General features: G+C 59.8%; 16 protein-coding genes. 9 read left to right on the forward strand and 7 right to left on the reverse strand.

Annotation, left to right across the window (positions count from 1 at the left end; genetic code table 11):
- Window positions 1-8 precede the first annotated feature (8 nt).
- The 3 genes from ACN0X0_RS14110 to ACN0X0_RS14120 are packed head-to-tail and all read left to right on the forward strand — an operon-like array spanning window position 9 to window position 1,614.
- On the forward strand, window positions 9-401 hold the full coding sequence (locus ACN0X0_RS14110) for a PTS sugar transporter subunit IIA (RefSeq protein ID WP_167600864.1): 393 nt from the start codon (window positions 9-11) through the stop codon (window positions 399-401).
- 45 nt (window positions 402-446) lie between these two features.
- Window positions 447-710: an HPr family phosphocarrier protein gene (locus tag ACN0X0_RS14115; RefSeq protein ID WP_226551032.1), complete on the forward strand. Its 264-nt coding sequence runs from the start codon at window positions 447-449 to the stop codon at window positions 708-710.
- Between the two features lies 1 nt (window position 711).
- Window positions 712-1,614 (forward strand): lysophospholipid acyltransferase family protein, encoded by a 903-nt coding sequence (locus ACN0X0_RS14120; RefSeq protein WP_417279666.1) that lies wholly within the window; start codon window positions 712-714, stop codon window positions 1,612-1,614.
- 59 nt (window positions 1,615-1,673) lie between these two features.
- On the opposite strand, the gene ACN0X0_RS14125 is transcribed toward ACN0X0_RS14120, so the two are convergent.
- Window positions 1,674-2,549, reverse strand: coding sequence for a 3-hydroxybutyryl-CoA dehydrogenase (locus ACN0X0_RS14125; RefSeq protein WP_417263686.1), 876 nt, complete (start codon window positions 2,547-2,549; stop codon window positions 1,674-1,676).
- Between the two features lie 178 nt (window positions 2,550-2,727).
- Between ACN0X0_RS14125 and ACN0X0_RS14130 the strand changes: the two genes are divergently transcribed.
- Window positions 2,728-3,555 carry a DUF6473 family protein gene (locus ACN0X0_RS14130; protein ID WP_417279667.1) on the forward strand — a complete coding sequence of 276 codons (828 nt, stop codon included), beginning with the start codon at window positions 2,728-2,730 and terminating at the stop codon, window positions 3,553-3,555.
- Window positions 3,556-3,620: 65 nt separating this feature from the next.
- On the opposite strand, the gene ACN0X0_RS14135 is transcribed toward ACN0X0_RS14130, so the two are convergent.
- The 6 genes from ACN0X0_RS14135 to ACN0X0_RS14160 all read right to left on the reverse strand — a co-directional run bounded on the left by ACN0X0_RS14135 (window position 3,621) and on the right by ACN0X0_RS14160 (window position 7,866).
- Window positions 3,621-4,541 carry an electron transfer flavoprotein subunit alpha/FixB family protein gene (locus ACN0X0_RS14135; RefSeq protein ID WP_417279668.1) on the reverse strand — a complete coding sequence of 307 codons (921 nt, stop codon included), beginning with the start codon at window positions 4,539-4,541 and terminating at the stop codon, window positions 3,621-3,623.
- Window positions 4,541-5,293, reverse strand: coding sequence for an electron transfer flavoprotein subunit beta/FixA family protein (locus tag ACN0X0_RS14140; RefSeq protein WP_417279669.1), 753 nt, complete (start codon window positions 5,291-5,293; stop codon window positions 4,541-4,543). The genes ACN0X0_RS14135 and ACN0X0_RS14140 overlap by 1 nt, the downstream gene beginning before the upstream one ends.
- A gap of 184 nt (window positions 5,294-5,477) precedes the next feature.
- Window positions 5,478-6,056 (reverse strand): cob(I)yrinic acid a,c-diamide adenosyltransferase, encoded by a 579-nt coding sequence (locus ACN0X0_RS14145; RefSeq protein WP_417279670.1) that lies wholly within the window; start codon window positions 6,054-6,056, stop codon window positions 5,478-5,480.
- A gap of 1 nt (window position 6,057) precedes the next feature.
- Complete coding sequence (locus ACN0X0_RS14150) at window positions 6,058-6,261, reverse strand: twin transmembrane helix small protein (RefSeq protein WP_167600856.1); 204 nt, start codon at window positions 6,259-6,261, stop codon at window positions 6,058-6,060.
- Window positions 6,262-6,336: 75 nt separating this feature from the next.
- Entirely contained in the window at window positions 6,337-7,170 is an 834-nt protein-coding gene (locus ACN0X0_RS14155; RefSeq protein WP_417279671.1) for an SDR family NAD(P)-dependent oxidoreductase, read from the reverse strand.
- A 93-nt stretch (window positions 7,171-7,263) separates the two neighbouring features.
- Window positions 7,264-7,866 (reverse strand): SH3 domain-containing protein, encoded by a 603-nt coding sequence (locus tag ACN0X0_RS14160; RefSeq protein WP_417279672.1) that lies wholly within the window; start codon window positions 7,864-7,866, stop codon window positions 7,264-7,266.
- Window positions 7,867-8,040: 174 nt separating this feature from the next.
- On the opposite strand from ACN0X0_RS14160, the gene ACN0X0_RS14165 reads away from it, so the two are divergent.
- From ACN0X0_RS14165 to ACN0X0_RS14185, 5 genes are all read left to right on the forward strand, one after another.
- Window positions 8,041-10,401, forward strand: a complete 2,361-nt coding sequence (locus ACN0X0_RS14165; protein WP_417279677.1) for a DNA topoisomerase IV subunit A — start codon at window positions 8,041-8,043, stop codon at window positions 10,399-10,401.
- Window positions 10,402-10,460: 59 nt separating this feature from the next.
- Complete coding sequence (locus ACN0X0_RS14170; protein WP_417279673.1) at window positions 10,461-11,723, forward strand: YjgN family protein; 1,263 nt, start codon at window positions 10,461-10,463, stop codon at window positions 11,721-11,723.
- Complete coding sequence (locus tag ACN0X0_RS14175) at window positions 11,720-12,922, forward strand: M48 family metallopeptidase (protein ID WP_417279674.1); 1,203 nt, start codon at window positions 11,720-11,722, stop codon at window positions 12,920-12,922. The genes ACN0X0_RS14170 and ACN0X0_RS14175 overlap by 4 nt, the downstream gene beginning before the upstream one ends.
- 81 nt (window positions 12,923-13,003) lie before the next feature.
- Window positions 13,004-13,657: a hypothetical protein gene (locus ACN0X0_RS14180; protein ID WP_417279675.1), complete on the forward strand. Its 654-nt coding sequence runs from the start codon at window positions 13,004-13,006 to the stop codon at window positions 13,655-13,657.
- 91 nt (window positions 13,658-13,748) lie between these two features.
- The coding region (locus ACN0X0_RS14185; protein ID WP_417279678.1) for a GTP-binding protein at window positions 13,749-13,871 on the forward strand (123 nt) is incomplete at its 3' end.

Here is a 13,871-nt window from a genome sequence, read left to right on the forward strand (position 1 = left end):
ATGCTTACGTGATCGGAATTGTGATCGTCGCACATGGGGGACTGGCCCGCGAATATCTCGCGGCGGTCGAACATGTCGTTGGCAAACAGGTGGGTATCGAAGCGATTTCGATCGAGCCGGATCATGACCGCTCGGCCAAACAGCGCGAGATTTGCGCGGCCGCCGACGATGTCGACAGCGGCGATGGTGTGGTCGTGGTGACCGATATGTTTGGCGGCAGCCCGTCGAACCTGTCGCTCTTGGCTTGTCATCACAACGACCGCCGGATCATTTACGGCGCGAACCTGCCGATGCTGATCAAACTGGCGAAATCGCGGCACAAAACGGTTGCGGAGGCGGTCGGCAATGCGCTTGATGCCGGGCGAAAATATATCGACAGTTTCGACGTCCACGGGCGTTAAAGCTGTCGGACAAGAATAAAGTCGAGTGGGGAGATGGCGTCGGTTATGCGCACACATGAAATCGTGAATGTTAAGGGGCTGCACGCGCGCGCCTCTGCGAAACTCGTCGAAGTGGTCGAGGAGTTCGACGCCAGCGCCGAGGTTTCCAAAGACGGGCTGAGCACTTCTGGCGACAGCATTATGGGGCTTTTGATGTTGGCAGCCTCCAAAGGAACCACTATTGACGTCACGACGACCGGGCCGGAGGCGGACGCGCTGGCGGATGCCATAGAGGCCCTGATCAAGGACAGATTTGGCGAGGATATGTAAAGTGTCTCACCCCGAAAAAGATGGGCAAGACGACGTGACGGACCTCCACGCTCCGAAACCTGGCGACGAGGATTTCGTCAAATACGACGCACGCCGGCTGTCCTATGCGGGCACGTTTTCCGATCCCTCGAAGGTTCTGATCATCCGCACCATAGAATGGGTGACCGGCAAGCTGCCGCTTTTGCGCCGCATCCGTCGGTTCGAAAAGATGGGCACGCCGATGGGCCAGCCGTTCTTTAGCCAGGCGCTTGAGGTCATGGGCATCAAGGTGCAGACCCCCGAGGATCAGATCGCCAAGATACCCGCCACAGGCCCGCTGGTTGTGGTCGCGAACCACCCGCACGGCCTCGTGGACGGTCTGGTGATGGCGGAGTTGATCGGCAAGGTACGCACGGATTACAAAATCCTGACGCGTTCGCTGTTGACCGGCATTCGCGAAATCGACCCCTTCATGTTGCCGGTGCCTTTCCCGCACGAACCCGACAGCCACCGCGCTTCGATCAAGATGCGCAATGAGGCGATGGAGACGTTGAAAGCCGGGGGCGTAATCATCCTCTTCCCGGCGGGTGCCGTGGCCTCGTCGGAGGATTGGTGGGGGCCGGTGAAGGAAAAACCGTGGAACCCGTTCACCGCCAAGATGGTGCTGAAATCTGGGGCCACCGTGCTGCCGATCTATTTCCCGGGGCGCAACACGCGGCTTTATCAGATCGCGGACAAGATCGCGGCGAGCTTCCGGCAGGGGCTTTTGCTGCATGAGATTGCGCATGCTTTGGACAAACCTCAGTCCCCGATCATCGGTGATCCGCTGACGCCGGACGACCTCAAGGACTGGCAGACGAAGACGCGTGAATTCATGGATTGGATGCGCTCTCATACGTTGGCTCTGGGCGGGCGCACGGATTAAACTCTAAACACGAAAAAGGGGCCAGCGCGGCCCCTTCTTTATATCCTGATGCGCCTGATTTAGCGCGTCGGCACAGGTGTTTCGCCCCGGTAATCGTAAAAGCCCCGCTGGGTCTTGCGGCCGAGCCACCCGGCCTCGACATATTTCGTCAAAAGCGGGCAGGGCCGGTATTTTGTGTCGGCCAAGCCATCGTGCAGAACGTTCATGATCGCCAGACAGGTGTCGAGCCCGATGAAATCGGCCAACTCCAGCGGCCCCATCGGATGGTTCGCGCCCAGCTTCATCGACTCGTCGATGGATTTGACCGATCCGACGCCCTCATAGAGCGTATAGACCGCCTCGTTGATCATCGGCATCAGGATGCGGTTCACGATGAAAGCCGGGAAATCCTCGGCGCTGGCGGCGGTTTTATCGAGTGATTCGACCACGCCCAAAAGCGTCTTGTAGGTTGCCTCATCGGTGGCGATGCCGCGAATAAGTTCGACGAGCTTCATCACCGGCACCGGATTCATGAAGTGAAAGCCCATGAATTTTTCTGGCCGATCCGTGCGCGACGCAAGCCGGGTGATCGAGATGGACGAGGTGTTCGAGGTCAGGATCGTTTCGGGTTTGAGGTGTGGCAGGAGACGTTCGAAAATCGCGTTCTTGACGTCTTCGCGCTCGGTCGCCGCCTCGATCACCAGATCGGTCTGGCCCAGCTCTTCGAGGTTGAGCGTGGTGGAAATCCGCGCAAGCGCCGCATCCCGTTCATTTTCTGAGATTTTCTCGCGCGACACCTGACGGTCGAGATTGCGCGTGACCGTGACAATGCCCTTGTCCAAGGCGTCTTGCGCGATGTCGTTCACCACCACATCATAGCCCGCCAAAGCGAAGACATGCGCGATGCCGTTGCCCATCTGACCGGCGCCGACGATACCGACTTTCTTGATCTCCATCCGCACTCTCCTTGGACAAATTTGTATGAAGTTTACGCGCCACATCCCGCCGGGTTCAAGGGGCAAGACAGGGGCGCTGACCTATAAAATTTTTAATGAATTGGCGATTTAGCGATTTCGAAACCTGTGTCTGCGACTCTCTGTGTCGGGTGAAATTTAAGAACCAGTGGGTGGACACATGGCTTACCAAAATATGGGCGAAGGCTCGTTAAACTATACGCCGTGCCGGTACGGCAAATCGAAACTTCTGTTCCGCGGACCGCAAAAAAATCTCGACGATCCGTATGTGGCTTTCCTGGGGGGGACGGAAACATACGGGAAATTCGTCGACGTGCCGTTTCCGGCGCTCACCGAGGCCGGATTGGGGGCTACGACGCTCAACCTCGGCTGTGTGAATGGCGGCGTGGATGTGTTTCTGAATGATGAAACCGTGGCGGATATCTGCAAAAAGGCCAAGGTGACGGTGCTGCAGATGCCCGGCGCGCAAAACATGTCGAACCGGTTCTATGCGGTGCACCCGCGTCGCAATGACCGTTTCTTGCGCGCCTCGACCCTGTTGCGGACGATCTATCGCGAGATCGACTTTACCGATTTCAACTTCACGCGGCATCTGCTGCAAACCTTGGAGGTCACGTCGGAGGAAAAATTCGTCATGGTGCGCCAAGAGCTGCGCGATGCTTGGGTGGCGCGGATGCGGACCATGGCCAACAAATTGCAAGGCGATGTCGTGCTGTTGTGGCTCTCCGGCCATTCCCCGGATGACGAGGCCGCCTGTGACGCGATCGAGGGCGATCCGCTCTTTGTGAACCGCGAGATGATCGAGGAAATTCGGCCTTTGGTTAAAGATGTGGTCGAGGTGGTCGTGAGCCAAGACGAGATCGACGCGGGCTACGAGATGATGGTCTATTCCGATCTCGACGCTCCTGCCGCGCGGGAAATGCTGGGCCCGATTGCCCATGCGAAAGCCGCCAAAGCTCTTCAGGATGCGCTTGCGCCTTATCTTTAACGCAAGCCGGACAGCAAAAGGCCCGCCGTTCTGGCGGGCCTTTCGTGTTTCATACCTGAGATGTCTCAGAGTTTTTCGGTCAATTCCGGGACGGCGTCGAAGAGGTCTGCGACGAGGCCGAAGTCGGCGACCTGGAAGATCGGGGCTTCTTCGTCCTTGTTGATCGCGACGATCACTTTCGAGTCCTTCATGCCGGCGAGGTGCTGGATCGCACCGGAGATGCCGCAGGCGATGTAGAGCTCAGGCGCCACAACTTTGCCGGTCTGGCCGACCTGCATGTCGTTGGGCGCATAGCCCGAATCCACCGCAGCGCGCGACGCGCCGACAGCGGCGCCAAGCTTGTCCGCCAGCGCTTCGATGATGCCAAAGCTCTCCTCGGAGCCGACACCCCGGCCACCCGAGACGATGACCTTGGCCGACGTCAATTCCGGACGGTCGCTTTCGACCACCTTGTCCTCGACGAAGGCCGAAAGGCCCTTGTCGCCCGCGCCCGACACGGCCTCGACAGCGGCGGACCCGGAGGTGCCAGCGGCATCAAAAGTCGAGGTGCGGAAGGAGATGACTTTCGTCGCATCGGCGGATTTCACGGTCTGCACCGCGTTGCCCGCATAGACCGGACGTTTGAACGTGTCGGCGTCGACAACCTCGGTCACGTCCGAGATCACCATCACGTCCAAAAGCGCGGCCACGCGCGGCAGAACGTTTTTGCCGGTGGTCGTCGCGGGCGCGATGATGTGGGAATAATCGCCCGCAAGAGACACGATCAGATCGGCGAGGTTTTCGGCCAGACCGTTGGCATAGGCCGCGTCATCCGCGACCAGAACCTTGGACACGCCATCGAGTTTCGCGGCCTCGTCCCCTGCGGCGGCGGGGCCACAGACGAGCACGGTCACATCGCCCAGTTTGGCACCAGCGGTGGCCGCCTTGGCGGTGGCATCAACAGCGAGCGCACCGCCCGCGACTTCGGCGAGAAGCAGAACAGCCATCAGACCAGACCTCCCTCTTTGAGTTTCGCGACAAGTTCATCGACGGAACCGACCTTGATCCCGGCTTCGCGCGCGGCGGGCTCTTCGGTGGTGACCACCGTGAGACGCGGGGAGGTGTCGACGCCGTAATCGGCGGCGGTTTTCTCATCGAGCGGCTTTTTCTTCGCCTTCATGATGTTCGGCAGCGAGGCGTAGCGCGGCTCGTTGAGGCGCAAATCGGTCGTCACGATGGCCGGAAGTGCTGTGGAAATGGTCTGAAGACCGCCGTCCACTTCGCGGGTCACCACGGCTTTGCCGTCCGCAATTTCCATCTCGGAAGCAAAGGTCGCCTGACCCCACCCGAGAAGGGCAGCAAGCATCTGGCCCGTCGCGTTCATGTCGTTGTCGATGGCTTGCTTGCCGAGGATCACCAGCTCGGGGGCTTCCTCTTCGACCACTTTGGCGAGGATTTTCGCCACTGCGAGCGGCTCAATGTCGACGCCCTGATCCTCTTCGATCAGGATGCCGCGATCGGCGCCCATGGCCAACGCGTTGCGGATCGTGTCGACGGATTTCTTTTCGCCGATGGACACCACAACCACCTCAGAGGCCACACCAGCCTCCTTGAGACGAATGGCCGCTTCGACCGAAATCTCGTCGAACGGGTTCATCGACATCTTCACATTGGCAAGATCGACACCCGTGCCGTCGGCCTTAACCTTGACCTTCACGTTGTAGTCAATCACCCGTTTGACAGGTACCAAAACCTTCATAGGCGTAAACTCCCTTATGACTGTGCCGCCCAAAGTTTTGGGGGGCGCTCAAGCTCTCCGCTGATGTGATTACCCGTTTGCGGACGCAGAAAACACCCCCAAAACGTCGCGTTTCGTCCCAAAGACGCAGCGTTTGAGAGAACATCCGCCGCCGCGTTCCGGTGTTTTTGCCATGCGCGCAGGCCTAGCGATTGGCGCCCGGCACCCAGAGCACATCGGCTTTGCCGTCGTCATTGGCCATGCGGGCGGCACAGAAAAGCCAATCCGAGAGCCGGTTGAGATATTTGATCGCCGCCGGGTTCACGTCCCCCGATTCTTCGGCATTCAGCGCGACGGCCAGCCGTTCGGCGCGGCGCGCAACTGTGCGGCCCATGTGAAGATGCGCGGACAGCGCCGTGCCAGCAGGCAGGATAAAGCTTCGGAGCGGTTCCAAGACGGCAGTCATCGCGTCGATCTCTGCCTCGAGGCGCTCGATCTGCGAGGGCACGGTGCGCAGCACCGGGTAGCCCGCCTCATCATCCTTGTCCAAATTCGGACGCGACAGATCGGCGCCCAAGTCGAAGAGATCGTTTTGTATGCGCGAGAGCGCTGCGTCCACCTCGCCCTCGGCATGAAGGCGCGCGAGGCCCAAAGTGGCGTTGACCTCATCTACCGTGCCGTAGGCCTCGACACGTGTAGCGTATTTCGGAGTGCGCGAGAGATCCGACAGAGAGGTTTCGCCACTGTCGCCGGTGCGGGTGTAGATCTTGTTCAAAACAACCATGTCAGTTCCCCGATTTGCGCAGCGCCACGAAGATGACCACGAGGATCACCGCGCCCAATTGGGCGAGAATGCGGGCCTGCATGAGTTTGTTCGAGCGTTTCGCTCCTTCGGCGCCGCCGCGCCCGAACTGGCCGATGCCGAGCGCGAGAATGACGAGGACGAGGAGGCACGCCGCGCCAATGACATAGAGAAACGGATCGGACATGTGCATTTCCTCCCTAGGAATGATGTGACTGTGATAGCGCTTTTATATCCGCGACCCAAGTCGCGAATCCGGGCGTCAGCCCTTTGCCATCATCCATTCGCTGGCGCGCGCGGGCAAAAACCGCAGGGCGAGCGCGGAGAATGTGGTCACCTTCGTGACGTGATAGCGGGCTTTCGGGTGCGGGCTATTGAGTGCGCGGCGAAGTTTGGCGGTCACGGCATCGCATTGCAGCTCAAAAGGATCGGGGGATTTGTCGGTCGCATAGAGGCGATCCACCACGGGGCGATAGCGCGGCGATTGATCGCTACCTTCCCAGTCGATCCAGCGGTCGAAATTCTTGCGCGAATTCAGGCGGAAATCGGTTGCGATGGGGCCGGGTTGAATGATCGAGACATGAATATCCGTGTCGCGCAGTTCCAGCCGTGCGGCGGTCGAGAGCGCCTCAAGCGCATGTTTTGTCGCCGCATAGGAGCCGCGAAATTTGGTGGTGATGAACCCCATGACGGAGGAACATTGCACGATGCGGCCTTGGCCGTTGATCCCCTGTTGGCGCATCACCTTGATGGCGCGTTGCGTCAGGTCGTGCCAGCCAAAGAGATTGGCCTCGAAATTCTGGCGCAGCGCGGCGACAGGCAGGTCCTCGACCAGCGCAGGGATCGCATAGGCGCCATTGTTAAAGAGCGCGTCCAACGTGCCGCCGGTGCGCGACAAGGCCTCGTCAAAGGCGGTGGCGATGGAGGCCGGGTCCTCGTAATCGAGGCGAAAGCTTTCCAGACCTTCCGCCCTTAACCGCTCTGCATCCGCCTCTTGTCGACAGGTCGCAAAGACCCGCCAGCCCTCTTTTTGCAAGGCATGAGCGGCATGATAGCCGATGCCCGAGGAGCAGCCGGTGATGAGGATGGAGCGCATGAAAAAAGCCTTTCCCGAGAGGATCGGGAAAGGCTTATCGCATGATCGACGACGAGGGAATCCACCAATCAGGCGAGATCGCAAAATTCACTCTTAGTGAGAAACATCGGCCAAAAAGCGGGCGGCCATATAGCCTTCGACCCCGTCGCCCTCGACGGAGATTTTGACCCAGCCGTTTTCTTCGGGAGAGATGACGCGGACAATCTCGGTTCGCACGACCTGACCCATCACCGGATTGGCGGTGGAGGGGCCGGAACGCACGTTGACACGGGCTGCGGTGACTTCGCGCAGGATCATGTCAGACGCGGCTTCGGTCGGGTCCATCACGGGATCGACCAGCAGGGCGGCCATTTTTTCGGGATGTGCGACGGTCGTGGTGGCGCTGGTGGGTGTGATGTCGGGCGTGCCGATCTGGGCGCTGGCCAGTTGCACGAGGCCAGTGTCATGAGAAGGCGCAGATGTCGGAGCCACGGTGCGTTGGGCGTTCAACTCAGCCAAGGTCGGGACATAGGCGCCTTGACGTTTCGCGTCCGTTCCGAAGGCTGCGGAGAAGCTATCGGACAGCCCGGAAAACACAGAGATTTTCTCGGCGCGGCGCAGATCGAGCACGGCCTGTTCCTCCGGGCTCAAATCCCGCCCAAACACCATGAAAGAGGCCCATAGGCCAACAGAAGTCATCGCCAAAAGACGCAGCATAACACACCCCCGAATATCGTTACGCGTTCTATTATAACCGATTCTTCAACTCTTGACGGGGAAACTTGTTCCAAAACTCCACCTAGAATTTGATCACCTTCGGGCGCTCTGGGGACAAAATCCTGTGAGAGGGGCGCTTGCCGGGGGCGAGGCGGGCGGTTATTCATGCTCCCTATGAGCAGTGATTTGACCCAAGATCCCGAAAACGAAGGCGCGCCTCTGGGCGAGACCTTTGAACCTTTGCGCCGTGCGATCGGTGAGCGTTATTTGCAATATGCGCTCTCGACGATCATGCACCGGGCGCTGCCGGATGCGCGCGACGGGTTGAAGCCCGTGCACCGACGCATCCTCTATGCGATGCGTGAGCTTCGGCTGTCCGCAACCGGGGGGTTCCGCAAATCCGCGAAAATCTCCGGCGACGTGATGGGCAACTATCACCCGCATGGCGACGCCGCGATTTACGATGCGATGGCGCGTTTGGCGCAGGATTTCAACGTCCGCTATCCGCTGGTCGACGGTCAGGGGAACTTTGGCAACATCGACGGCGATAACCCGGCGGCCTCGCGCTACACCGAGGCGCGGATGACGATTGCGGCCGAGGCTTTGCTCGAAGGTCTTAATGAGGATGCGGTCGATTACCGTGACAACTACGACGGCACGCTGCGCGAGCCGGAGGTGTTGCCCGCCGCCTTCCCGAACCTCTTGGCCAATGGTTCGTCGGGCATCGCGGTCGGCATGGCGACGAACATCCCGCCGCACAACATCGGCGAACTGATCGATGCTTCGCTGCATATGATCAAGACGCCGGATGTGCGCGACGAGACCCTTTTGAACTACGTCAAAGGCCCGGATTTCCCGACGGGCGGCATCATCGTCGAGCCGCGCGAAAGCATGGCGAAAACCTATGCCACGGGCCGCGGTTCTTTCCGTCTGCGGGCGAAATGGGAGGTCGAGGATCTGGGCCGCGGTGTGTGGCAGATCGTCGTCACCGAGATTCCCTATCAGGTTCAGAAATCGAAACTGATCGAAAAACTCGCCGAGCTGATCCAGACCAAAAAGGTGCCGATTCTGGCCGATGTGCGCGACGAGAGCGCCGAGGACATTCGCGTGATCCTTGAGCCCAAGTCGAAAAACGTCGACCCGGATGTGTTGATGAACACGCTGTTCCGCAACTCCGATCTGGAAACGCGGTTCTCCTTGAACATGAACGTGTTGATCGACGGGCGGACGCCGAAGGTGTGTTCGCTCAAAGAGGTGCTGCGTGCCTGGCTCGATCACCGTCGTGTTGTGTTGCAACGCCGCTCGCAGCACCGGTTGGAGAAAATCGACCACCGTCTCGAGGTGCTCGAAGGTTTCATCATCGCGTTTCTGAATTTGGACCGCGTGATCGACATCATCCGCTACGACGACGACCCGAAAGCTGCCTTGATGGCGGAGATTTGGGGCCGCGACGTGCCGCGTGCGATGACGGAAAAAGACTACGTCAGTCCGCTGCCCGCGCCCGAAGGCCAAGGCGAATTGACCGAGGTGCAGGCCGAGGCGATCCTCAACATGCGGCTGCGGTCCTTGCGTCGTCTTGAAGAGATCGAGCTGATCCGCGAACGCGATGCCCTCTTGGAAGAGAAGGCCGGGCTTGTAGAGCTTTTGGGATCTGAAGAGCTGCAATGGGTTCGGATTTCTGATGAGTTGAAAGAGACCAAGAAGAAGTTCGGCAAAGACTACGGCCCGCGCGGCGCGCGTCTGACGCAATTTGCCGAGGCCACCGAGGTCGAGGACGTGCCGCTGGAAGCGATGATCGAACGCGAGCCGATCACCGTCGTCTTGTCGCAAATGGGTTGGATCCGCGCCATGTCGGGGCACATTGACCTGACCCGCGAGCTGAAGTTCAAGGACGGCGACGGACCACGCTTCACCTTCCATGCCGAGACCACGGACAAGCTGATTGTGATGGGGTCGAACGGACGGTTCTACACGCTGTCTGCGGCCAACCTGCCCGGTGGGCGGGGAATGGGCGAGCCGGTCCGGCTGATGGTCGATCTGCCCAATGAGGTGGAGATCGTCGACATCTTCAAACACGATCCCGAGGGGCGTCTTTTGGTGGCGTCGAATGCGGGCAACGGCTTCCAGATCGCGGAAAAAGACATCGTCGCTCAGACGCGGTCCGGCAAGCAGGTGCTGAACGTCAAGGACGACGAGAAAGCCGTGATCGTGCACCGGATTGCCGGCGATCATGTGGCGATCATGTCGCAGAACCGTCGCTTCCTTGTCTTCCCGCTCGCCGAGGTGCCCGAACTGGGCCGGGGCAAAGGTGTCCGGTTGCAGAAATACAACCAGGCGCGCGGCGCCCAAGGCATGCTGGAACTCGATGGCGGATTGTCCGATCTGACCACTTTCAATTGGGAAGACGGCCTGAGCTGGACCATGGGCGGTGGCAACACGCGGACGGAAAAAGATCTGACGCAATGGCTCGGGAAACGTGCAGGCGTGGGTAAACAGCCGCCGCATGGCTTCCCGCGGGACAATAAATTCAGCTGATTTTAATCGGTCTCTGTTTGTCTGGCGGGGAACCGTCGTGAGTGGTGTGTGGGGGACATGTGGCGCAGCTTTTGAAAACCGAATTCGAGGGTCGGGTCGGGCCGATTTTGAGCCTGTCTTTGTGGACCGCCACGCTGTCCGTTCTGACGCTTGGCTTTTATCGGTTCTGGATGAAGACCCGGCTCCGGCGGCATTTCTGGTCCGCTGTGCGCCCGGACGGCACGCCTTTGGAATATGTCGGCAAGGGGATCGAGAAATTCACCGGATTTCTCATCGCGCTTGTGATGCTGGCGCTCCTGATCGGTGTGCTGGCGCTTGGGCTGGTCTATGCCTCCTATGCGGTGTTCCAAGATGAGGTCGAGGCCTATCTCGTGGCCGCCGTCATTGCCTTGCCGCTGATCTATTTCGCCTCGTACCGGGCCAAACGCTATGTCTATGCCCGCACCCGCTGGCGCGGCATTCGCTTTGGGCTTGAACCGGCGGCGGGGAAATATGCGATGGTTGCGATGGGGCATCTGTTTCTGACGCTGATCACGCTTGGGTTTCTTTGGCCGCGCATGACCTTCAAGCTGGAAAAGTTCCGCACGGACCGGACGTTTTTCGGCGACCAGCGGATGCACCAAGGCGGCAAATGGACCGGTCTGGCGAAGTCGTTTTTGCCGACGCTTATGTGTCTGTGGCTTGGGCTGGGTATGGTCTCTTATGCTGTTGCTCAAAGTTTCGCGGTGGGTGAGAAAGACAATGGGTTCGATGCTGGGGGCGAATTTTTTGGTCTTTTGGCTTTCGTGCCGCTGCTGATCCTGATCGCGCTGTTTTTCTATCTGCGCTACCGGGTCGTTGCCCTGCGCTATCTCGCCAATCATAAGACGGCGGGCGGTGTTGGGCTGATCTCGCGCCTGTCGTTTCCGCGGGTTTTGGGGATCAACATCGGCGGCTATCTTTTGACCAATATTTGCACGGGGCTGGCGATGCTGGTCGTCGGCGCGGCGGCTTCTGGCCTTTTGATCCTGTTCTATCCGGGGCTTGCGGATTTCGGGGTGTTTGCCTCGGGCGCGGTGAGCGAAGGGACCGCCGGGGATGGTGACGGCCTGCCGTCTGCCGGGCTGACCGTGGCCTTTGCGCTGTTCCTCTATATGGCGACGCTTCTGTTCTTTTCCGTGTTTCGTCAGACCTTTGTGCTGTTTCCGACCTGGCGGCACTATGCGCGGACCCTGTCTTTGACGGGGGGCGAACATCTGGCGCAGATCCAGCAACGTGATCGGGACCACGCAGGGCAGGCCGAGGGCATGGCCGAAGCCTTTGATCTGGGGGCGGCAATATGACGATGAACCCCCAAGTAAATCCCTGGGCCGCGACGCCCGAAGGTGTCCGCTGTGAATTCGTGGATGGCAAGACGGCCAAGTGCCATGATGCCTATGTGACGATGCCGCCGGGCGAGGGCGTGCTTGAAGTGCGCTATCTTGGTGAGCCCCGCGAGGACATTTGGGGCAAGGTCGTGTCCGGTGAAACCCTGTGCGTGAGCTGGCCACTGTCGCAACTGCGCCATGTTGAGGGACAGCACAAACTGCGCTGGGGCAAGGTGTCGATGGGGGTCTTCACCACTGTGATGTCTCCTACCGCGCGGCTTTATGTGCGCGATGGCGTGCTGTTGTCCGAGATCAAAGCCGCCGCGCCGAACCTGACGCGCCGCGCGCCGGTGACCGGAAAAGGCCGCATCGCCGGGTTGATCACGGGGGCTGTGGCCTCTGTTCTCTTGATCGTCTTCGTGCTGATTCCGGCGATTGCCGATCAACTGGCCATGCGTTTGCCGGTCGAAGGCGAGCGCGCGCTGGGCGACAAGACCTATGAGCGCATCCGCGAAAGCTTTTCGCAAAACGACTATATTCCGATCCGCGAATGCACGAATGACGCAGGATTTGAGGCTTTGACGCAGATGCAGGAGGCACTGATTGGCGCGTCCGATCTGGCCCCGGAGGCTGTGCGCCTCACGGTGCTCGATTTCGATATGGTCAATGCCTTTGCTTTGCCGGGCGGTCGGATCGTCGTGATGCGCGGGCTGATCGACGAGGCCGGTGGTCCCGATGAGGTCGCCGCCGTCATCGCGCATGAAATTGGCCACGTCGCCCATCGCGACCCCACGCGACACGCCCTGCGCGGGGTGGGGACCTTTGGGGTTTTGTCTCTGGTTTTTGGCGATTTTGCCGGCGGCACGGTGGTGCTTTTGGGCGTCAACCAACTGGTGAATGCGCAATATAGCCAAGAGGCCGAAAGTGCCGCCGACGCCTATGCCCATGCGCTTTTGCCGAAAGTCGGCGTGTCGCCCGGCGCGCTTGCGCCTTTGTTCGAACGGCTCAAAGAGAAGTACGGCGACAGCGAAGGCCTCGCCTCGCATCTGGCGTCTCACCCCAAACTGGGCGACCGGGTGGATCGCGCCCATGCCGCCGCTGTTGGTTTTGATCAGGACACACAGCCGATTCTCTCGGAGGCGGCCTGGTCAGATCTGCGTGCGATCTGCGACTAAGTCATGTCGAAGTCATGGCGTTGCACCGCCCGCCGTTTGCCGCTACCCCTAGGGAACCGAAAATTCAGGAGGTCTCCCCCCGTGCTGTCATTTACGCGTCGCGCTGTCTTTGGTCTGTCCCTTTTGGCTCTGACGGCCTGTAGTGATGCGAAGGTCATTACGGAGGATACGCCTTTGGTGGACCTCGGGGATTTCGCCTTTGGGCACAATGTCGTTGTGGCCACGGATGCGACGAAAGCTCCATTTTCTCGCACTGAGAGCGAGGAAAATATCGAAGCCGCGATCAAGGACGCGATGCAGGCGCGCTTTGGGCGGTACGATGGCGACAAGCTCTATCACATCGGGATCAAGGTCGATGCCTATGGCCTTGCCGCGCCCGGCATCCCGGTTCTGTTCACGCCGAAATCCGTGCTCGTGCTGTCGGTCAACATCTGGGACGATTCGAAAGGTGTGAAGCTGACGGAAAAGCCCAAGCTGTTGACCGTGTTCGAAGGCGCTTCTGGCGCGACGCTCGTCGGGTCGGGTATTGCGCGCACAAAAGAGGAACAGCTCGAGATTCTGAGCCGCAATGCCGCCCTCAAAGTTGAGCGCTGGTTGCAGGAAAACGGCCAGTGGTTCGGCATCGAGCCGATTGCCTCCGACAGTTCGGATGCCGACGAGGCGAAGGCCGCGCTCGAAGTTCTGGCGCCCGAGGCCGCAGAAGAAGCCGCCGAACAGGCGACAAATAGCAACTGACGCTTGATTTTTCCGCTCGAAGCCACTACCTAGCCCGCGATGTTAATTTCGGGCCGCATGCAGGCCCCTTCAATCCAAGAGGCGCCTCGATATGGCTAAGGAAAAGTTTGAGCGTTCGAAACCGCACGTGAACATCGGCACGATCGGCCACGTTGACCACGGTAAAACCACCCTGACGGCAGCGATCACTAAATACTTTGGTGACTTCAAAGCC

The organism is Celeribacter sp., assembly GCF_048270365.1.
GTDB lineage: Bacteria > Pseudomonadota > Alphaproteobacteria > Rhodobacterales > Rhodobacteraceae > Celeribacter.